This is a genomic window from Isoptericola sp. NPDC058082, assembly GCF_042885055.1.
Classification (GTDB): Bacteria; Actinomycetota; Actinomycetes; order Actinomycetales; family Cellulomonadaceae; genus Isoptericola.
Map to the genome: position 1 here is coordinate 379,578 of NZ_JBHVSQ010000001.1, position 7,193 is coordinate 386,770.

General features: G+C 76.0%; 8 protein-coding genes and 1 riboswitch. Of the genes, 2 read left to right on the top strand and 6 right to left on the bottom strand.

From position 1 onward, the window contains the following. Positions 1 to 26: 26 nt before the first annotated feature. The 5 genes from ACFVS0_RS01750 to ACFVS0_RS01770 form a co-directional block, all read right to left on the bottom strand. Entirely contained in the window at positions 27 to 1,454 is a 1,428-nt protein-coding gene (locus ACFVS0_RS01750) for an LLM class flavin-dependent oxidoreductase (RefSeq protein ID WP_430551173.1), read from the bottom strand. A gap of 9 nt (positions 1,455 to 1,463) precedes the next feature. Continuing rightward, entirely contained in the window at positions 1,464 to 2,657 is a 1,194-nt protein-coding gene (locus ACFVS0_RS01755; RefSeq protein ID WP_430586982.1) for a nitrilotriacetate monooxygenase, read from the bottom strand. Between the two features lie 17 nt (positions 2,658 to 2,674). After that, the gene (locus ACFVS0_RS01760) at positions 2,675 to 3,208 is read right to left on the bottom strand and encodes a flavin reductase family protein (protein ID WP_430587132.1); all 534 of its coding nucleotides are present in this window, start codon (positions 3,206 to 3,208) and stop codon (positions 2,675 to 2,677) included. Between the two features lie 29 nt (positions 3,209 to 3,237). Continuing rightward, a complete protein-coding gene (locus ACFVS0_RS01765) occupies positions 3,238 to 3,876 on the bottom strand; it encodes an NADPH-dependent FMN reductase (protein ID WP_430586983.1) in 639 nt (212 codons plus the stop codon). Between the two features lie 22 nt (positions 3,877 to 3,898). Next, positions 3,899 to 4,030: riboswitch (SAM riboswitch) on the bottom strand. A 116-nt stretch (positions 4,031 to 4,146) separates the two neighbouring features. Beyond that, positions 4,147 to 4,728, bottom strand: a complete 582-nt coding sequence (locus ACFVS0_RS01770) for an NADPH-dependent FMN reductase (protein ID WP_430586984.1) — start codon at positions 4,726 to 4,728, stop codon at positions 4,147 to 4,149. A gap of 155 nt (positions 4,729 to 4,883) precedes the next feature. Between ACFVS0_RS01770 and ACFVS0_RS01775 the strand changes: the two genes are divergently transcribed. Further along, on the top strand, positions 4,884 to 5,354 hold the full coding sequence (locus ACFVS0_RS01775) for a winged helix-turn-helix transcriptional regulator (protein WP_430586985.1): 471 nt from the start codon (positions 4,884 to 4,886) through the stop codon (positions 5,352 to 5,354). 52 nt (positions 5,355 to 5,406) lie between these two features. On the opposite strand, the gene ACFVS0_RS01780 is transcribed toward ACFVS0_RS01775, so the two are convergent. Continuing rightward, positions 5,407 to 5,982 carry a DoxX family membrane protein gene (locus ACFVS0_RS01780; RefSeq protein WP_430586986.1) on the bottom strand — a complete coding sequence of 192 codons (576 nt, stop codon included), beginning with the start codon at positions 5,980 to 5,982 and terminating at the stop codon, positions 5,407 to 5,409. A gap of 137 nt (positions 5,983 to 6,119) precedes the next feature. On the opposite strand from ACFVS0_RS01780, the gene ACFVS0_RS01785 reads away from it, so the two are divergent. Beyond that, a partial coding sequence (locus ACFVS0_RS01785; protein WP_430586987.1) for a DNA polymerase IV occupies positions 6,120 to 7,193 on the top strand: 1,074 nt, incomplete at its 3' end.

Genomic DNA, 7,193 nt, shown 5'->3' on the forward strand with positions numbered 1-7,193 from the left:
CTGGTCTGCCGTCGCAGAGTACGTGCTCAGGGCGTGGGAACGAGCGTCGGTTCGCTGTCGGCGTCGACGGTCGCGGACCGGCTCCGGGCTCGCCGGGTGAGCGGTTCGCGCAGCCCGAGGTGCTCGCGCAGCGTGACGCCCTCGTACGCGGTGGGGTAGGCCCCGCGCTCCTGCAGTGCGGGCACCACCTTCTCGACGACGTCGTCCAGCCCGGACGGCACGATCCACGGGCTGAGGTTGAACCCGTCGACGGCGCCGGTGCGCACCCAGCGGGTCAGCTCGTCCGCGACGGCGCCGGGGGTGCCGGTGAAGCCGCGCTCGCCCGCGTTGCGGATCACCAGCTCGCGGATCGACAGGTGCTCCGCCTCGGCGAGGGCGCGCCACTGCCGGGCGACCTCGTGCGTGCGCGCCCCCGTGGTCGCGGAGCCGCGCTCGCCGCCCAGCTCCTCGACCACCGGGTCGTGCGCGGGCAGGGGGCCGTCCGGGTCGTACGACGAGAGGTCCTCGCCCCAGATGTTGCCGACGATCGACAGCGCGGTGGCGGGCGTGACCTGGGCGTGCCGCACCCAGCGCGCCTTCTCCTCGGCCTCGGCCGGGGTGTCGCCGACGACGATCGCGGTGCCCGGGAAGATCTTCACGTCGTCCTCCGGCCGTCCGGCGGCGACGACGCGGCGGCGCACGTCGGCCGCGAACTCCAGCGCGTCGGCGAGCACCGCGCCGTGCCGGGAGAAGATGACGTCGGCGTGCGCGGCGGCGAAGTCGCGCCCCTGGGGCGAGTCGCCCGCCTGGAAGATCACCGGGTGGCCCTGCGGGCTGCGGGGCGTGGTGACGTCGAGCACCAGGTCGCGGGGGGTGCGCAGGTCGGCGCCCGGCACGTTCACCCGCGCCACGTCGCCGTCGGGGCCGTCCGGGAACGCGTCCCAGACCCCGCGGGCGACGGCCAGCACGGCGGCGGCCCGTTCGTAGCGGTCGGCGTGGTCGAGGTAGCCGCCGCGGCGGAAGTTCTCGCCGGTCCACGCGTTGTCCGTCGTCACGACGTTCCACGCTGCCCGCCCGCCGGACAGGACGTCGAGGCTCGCGAGGCGCCGGGCCAGGTCGGCAGGGTCGTGATACGTCGTGTTCTGGGTGGCGACGAGGCCGATGCGCTCGGTGATCGCCGCCAGCGCGGCGAGCTGGGTGATCGCGTCGGGGCGGCCCACGACGTCCAGGTCGTGGATCCGGCCGCGGGTCTCGCGCAGGCGCAGGCCCTCGCCGAGGAAGAACGCGTCGAACAGCCCGCGCTCGGCGGTGCGGACCACGCGCTCGAAGGAGGCGAAGTCCGTCTGCGACCCGGACTCCGGGTCGGACCAGATGGTGGTGTGGTTGACGCCCTGGAAGAAGACGCCGAAGTGCACCTGCGCGCGGGGGCGGGTGATCGGCGCGTCGGGGGCGTGCGGTGTCGTCGGTGTGGTCATCGGAGTTCCTCAGGCGGTCGCGACGGCGGTCGGGGCGGCGTGCCGCGCCCGGGTGCCGGCGTCGGGTCGGGTCTCGTGGCGGTTCGCGGGGCGCGGCAGCCCGAGCGTCTCCCGCAGGGTGGCGCCCGCGCGGGGCGCCGCGGTGAGCCGGGCGGCGCGCAGCGCGGGCAGCACGTCGCCCGAGAGCACCGGCAGGTCGGCGTCGAGGACGGCGGGCAGCAGCCGCACGCCGGCGACGTCGCCCGACGCGGCGAGCTCGGCGAGGAGGCCGGCGAGGCCCGGGGCGTCGCCGGTGTACCGCAGCGCGCCCGTGCCCCAGCCGGTGCGCGCCCCCGAGGGCGTGGCGGCGTCGAGCTCGGCGAGCCGGGCGGTCGCGGTGCGGTCGCCGGCGTCGAGCACCACCTCCAGGTCGAGCACCGCCCGGGCGGCGCCGTCGGGCCCGCCCGTCCCCGCGGCCGTCGCGGCGCGTGCCGCCGCGCGGGCGGTGGCGACGTCGGTGCCGCCGACGAGCGCGACGTCGACCAGGGGCTCGGCGCGCACCGAGGGCGCGACGTCGGCGGCCGCCGCGAGCACCACGAGCTGACCCTGGGGCGGGCGCGGCGTGATGAGCGGGCCCTTGACGGCGAAGCCCTCGCCGACGAAGTCGACGTGGTGCAGCCGGTCGCGGTCCACGTAGCGGCCCGTGGCGACGTCGCGGATCACGGCGTCGTCCTCCCACGAGTCCCACAGGTCGCGCACGACCTGCACGACGTCGCGGGCCTCGCGGGCGAGGTCGGCGACGTCGTCGCGGCCGTAGGCGGCCGCCGTCTCCGGGGTGCGGGTCGCGCCGGCGAGCCAGCCGCCCCGGCCGGAGGCCGCGATGTCGAGGGACGCGAGCTGGGCCGCCACGTGGAACGGCTCCGGATAGGTGGTCGGCACCTGGGGCACCAGGCCGATCGCGGTGGTGGTGCGGGACACGAACGCCGCGCGGGTGACGGCGTCGAGCCGCGCGGAGGCGGGCGACCCCGCGACCGCGGGCAGCAGGGCGTCGGCGAACGTGGCGAAGGTGACGCCGGCGTGCTCGGCGCGGCGCACCGTGCGGGCGAGCCGTGCGGCGGAGACGAGCTCGGTCACGGCGATCCCGGTGCTCGTGACGGCCGCGGGGTGCGCGCCCGCGCCGTCGACGTCGAGCCCCACGAGGAAGGGAGAGGTCAGGGTGGTCATGGTGCGGGGGCCGCCTCTCAGATCGCGGACTCGTCGCCGAGCCGGTGGTAGGTCCGGTCGAGGTAGACGAGCGGCGAGGCGTCGTCCGACCCGGACTGCAGCGCGCGCAGGGACACCAGGTAGCTGTCGCCGACCGGCGTCCGCTGCACCACCCGGGCCCGCACCCACGAGACCGCCCCGTCGATCACGGGCTCGCCCGAGGGCAGGGCCGTCCAGCCGCCGTCCGCGAAGCGGTCGATGCCGCTCGTCGCGAACCGGGCGGAGAGGTGGTCCTGGTGGTCGGCGAGGAAGCTGATCGCGAGCGTGCTGGCCTCCGAGACGGCGGGCCACGACGAGGAGGTCGACGCCAGCGAGAACGCCAGCAGCGGCGGCGCGGCCGACACGGAGATCACGGACGTGGCGGTGAACCCGACGGGGCGGCCCTCGTGCGCGAGCGCGACGACGGCGACGCCTGCCGGGTGCTGGCGGAAGACCGTCTTGAACTCGTCGGGGGACAGCTGGGGCTCGTCCTGCTGGGCCAGGAGCTCCTCGATCTCGGACAGGGCGGACAGGTCGGTGTGCGCGTGGGTGTGCTCCGTGGTCACAGGGCGGCTCCCGTCAGCTCGGCGGCGGTGGCGTCCGTCGTGGTGGTGGTCGTGGCGGTGGCGGCCGTGGCGGTGGCGGCCGTGGCGGTGGCGGCCGGCGCGGCGGGTACGCCGGCGGCGCGCCGCAGCGACGTCGCCCAGCGGGCGAACCAGGGGTCGAGCGCCTCGCCGAGGTCGGGCAGCTGCGCCTCGGTGAGGGTCAGGGTGCGGGTGGGCACGACGGCACCCAGCTCCACGAGGACGGGCCGCAGGTGCGCCTCGCCGGCGAGCGCGTGCGCCGGGTTGCCGGACACGACGAGCGGCACGACCACGACGCCCGCCAGGCCGTCCGGCCCGTAGAGGTCGAGGAACGACTTGAGCAGACCCGTGTAGGAGGCCTTGTAGACGGGGGTCGCGACGACGGCGACCGTGGCGCGCGCCAGGCGGTCCTTCGCCTCGTCGGCGGCCGGGTGCGCGGCCGTGAGGATCTCGCCCGCGAACGCCGCGAGCTCGATCGTCGCCACGTCCGTGGTGCCGAGCAGCTCGGCGACGCGGCGCCCGGCGGCCTCGGCCGCGGCCAGGGTGCGCGAGCCTTCGCGCGGGTTGCCGGAGACCACCACCACGGAGGCGGCGGAGGGGCGGGTGGGTTCGGTCATCGGGTGTACCTCGCAAGTCCGTCGATCACGCTTGCCGCGCGGCGTCTCGGCCCGCGGACGGGCCGGCCGGCGGCCTGGTCATCCTCCGGAGCACCCCGCCGTGACGTGGGGTTGCTGCCCAGCCAGCCGGGGCTTCGCGCTGGGGCTCTTGACCTGGGGCGGAGGTATAGCAGCCGTTTCGCAGAACGCCAGGCTGCTCCCGAGAATTCTCACGATCCGGACGCGGTGCGGTCCACGGTCGACCGCGCCGCGTCCTCCCCGACGGGTCGGTCAGGCCGCGGCGGCCGCCGCCCGCGCCGCGCGGAGCGGCGCGAGGGCGTCCGACCAGGCCACCACCTGGTCCAGGAGCTCGTCGAGCGCGGCGCGCTGCCGGGGCTCCGGGTCGAGCTCGCGGTACTCGCGGAAGTCGTGGTGGAACGACAGCGCCACCTGCGTGCGGACCGTCGCGAGCTGCAGCTCGGCCGCGACCAGGCGCAGGTGCTCCACGGCCCGCGCGCCCCCGAGGACGCCGTAGCCGACGAACCCCGCCGCCTTGTCGTTCCACTCGGCGTACAGGTAGTCGAGGGCGTTCTTGAGGACCCCGGGCACCGAGTGGTTGTACTCGGGGGTCACGAACACGAAGCCGTCGAACGGGGCGACGGTCGCCGCCCACCGCCGGGTGTGCTCGCCGGCGTACTGCCCGCCCGAGGCGGGGACCGGCTCGTCGAGGTGGGGCAGGTCCTGCTCGGCGAGGTCGACCAGCTCGAAGCGGGCGTCGTCGCGCCGTCCCGCGACGTCGAGCACCCAGCGCGCGACGCGCTCGCTGTGGCGGCCGGGTCGGGTGCTGCCGGTGATGATCGCGATCGTCGTCATGGTGCGCCTTCCGTCGGGTCGGGACGATCTCGGTCGCCCCGACGTGTTGTGGTCGATGGCGGGAACCTCCGGTGACCGGTGCCCTATGCCCGGTCGGCCACCCGCACCATGAAGTGCGTCACGCACCCCGGGGTGCGGATCGGGACGGAGCGAGCATGGCGAGCACGGAGATCGGGGACGGCGCGGAGATCTGGGACGGCGCGGGGACCTGGGACGGCGCGGCGGGCTCGGCGTGCGCGGGCGAGGACGACCGGCGCAGGGTCCGGGAGCTCTGCCACCGCGTGGGCGACAAGTGGTCGCTGGTGGTGCTGGCCGAGCTCGGCGACGGGCCCGTGCGGTTCACGACGCTGCTCGGCAGGGTCGAGGGCATCTCCCACCGGCTGCTCGCGGTGACGCTCCGGCGCCTCGAGCGGGACGGGCTGGTCGCGCGGACCGTCTACCCGGAGGTGCCCCCGCGCGTCGAGTACGCGATGACGGGGCTGGGTGCGTCGCTCCTGGTGCCGCTGGCGGCGTTGGCGGGGTGGGGCGAGCGGCACGGGCCGACGATCGACGCGCACCGCCGCGCGGACGACCGGCGGCGCGGGGTCGGCCGGGCGTCGCAGGACGGCGTGCCGGAGGGCCGCTGACCGGTGGTCGGCGGCCCTCCGACGATGACGCGGGGCGGGTGCGGCGGTCCGCTCACGCCTCGAGCCGCAGGCGGGCCCCGAGTGCGCACGAGGCGACGACGGCCGCACCGGCCACGAGGACGACGTCCTTGAGCACGTACTGCCCGAGCAGGGTCATGCCGTGCCCGAACAGCTCGTCGCCGAACAGTGCGACGGGCGACAGGATCCCGACCATGGCGACGGCGAGGACGACCAGGCCCACGCGCAGCAGTCGCCCGCTGACCAGGGTGAGGCCGATGAAGGTCTCCATGACCGCGACCAGGACGACGGCGGTCGCGGCGGGGACGAGCCCGAGGGTGAGCGTCTCGACGGTGCGGCCCGCGATCTGCTCGGCGGGGCTGGCGCCGGGGAAGAACTTCAGGACGCCGAAGCCGAGGAACACGAGCCCGAGCGCGACGCGCAGCGCCGGGACGGACCACCGGGTGAGGAATCGGGCGAGGGCGGTGACGGCGACGTCGAGCCGCAGCGCCACCTGCTCGGCGAGCGCGTTCGGGAGGCGGCGCGCGGCCGGGTCGGCGGGGGCGCCGGGGGCGGGGACGCCGGCGGTCGGGCGGTGGGTCGGGCGGTGAGTCGGGGTGGAGACGGACATGGTGGTGCTCTCTTCCAGGGGGTGGTGCGACCCGGGGGTGGTCGCCCTGGGAGAGAGGCGTCGTCGGGGCGCCGGATGCGCGGGGCCGCGGTTTTCGCCCGCTCGTCACCCGCAGGGCGGTGACGCAGACTCGGGGCATGGGCCCGCGCAGCTTCCGCTGGGTGTTGCACGTCGACCTCGACCAGTTCCTGGCCGCGGTCGAGATCCTGCGGCGTCCGGAGCTCGCGGGGAGGCCGGTGATCGTCGGCGGGCGCGGCGACCCGACGGAGCGCGCGGTGGTCTCCACCGCGTCGTACGAGGCGCGGGCGTTCGGCGTCCGGTCGGGGATGCCGCTGCGTGCGGCGGTCCGCAAGGTGCCGGACGCCGTCCTCCTGCCGGTGGACCGCCCGGTGTACGAGGAGGCCTCCGCCCACGTGATGGAGACGCTGCGCGGGCTGGGCACGGTGGTGGAGGTCCTCGGCTGGGACGAGGCGTTCCTCGGGTACGACGGCGAGGACCCGGAGGGGTTCGCCCGGCTCGTGCAGCGGGCGGTGCTCGACGCGACCTCGCTGCACTGCTCGGTGGGTATCGGCGACACCAAGGTCCGCGCGAAGATCGCGACCGGGTTCGGCAAGCCGGCGGGCGTGTACCGGCTCACCGCCGAGAACTGGTTCGACGTGATGGGGGAGCGACCGACCGTCGACCTGTGGGGCGTGGGAGCGAAGGTGTCGAAGCGGCTCGCGGCGCACGGTATCGACACGGTCGCGCGGCTCGCCGCCGCGGACGAGGCCGTCCTGGTCGGCGAGCTCGGGCCGCGCCTGGGCGCCTGGTACGGGGAGCTGGGCCGCGGGCAGGGCTCCGCCGTCGTCGACGACACCCCGTGGGTGGCCCGCGGGCACAGCCGCGAGACGACGTACCAGCGCAACCTCACGACACCCGAGCAGGTCGCTGCGGCGCTGCGGGAGCTGGCGGCGCAGGCGCACGCCGACACCGAGGCCGAGGGGCGGGCCGTCTTCCGGGTGGGGCTGAAGGTGCGCTACGCGCCGTTCTTCACCGGGACGCTGTCGCGGAAGCTGCCGGCGCCGACGCGCTCCCTGCAGGAGGTGACCGCCGCGGTGCTCGACCTCGGGGGAGGGGGGGGGGGAGGAGGCGAGGGGGGGGGGGTTTGGGTGTGTGGCGAGGGGGGGGGGTCCGAGAAAGGAAAAGACAAAAAAACCACACCAATGGACGGG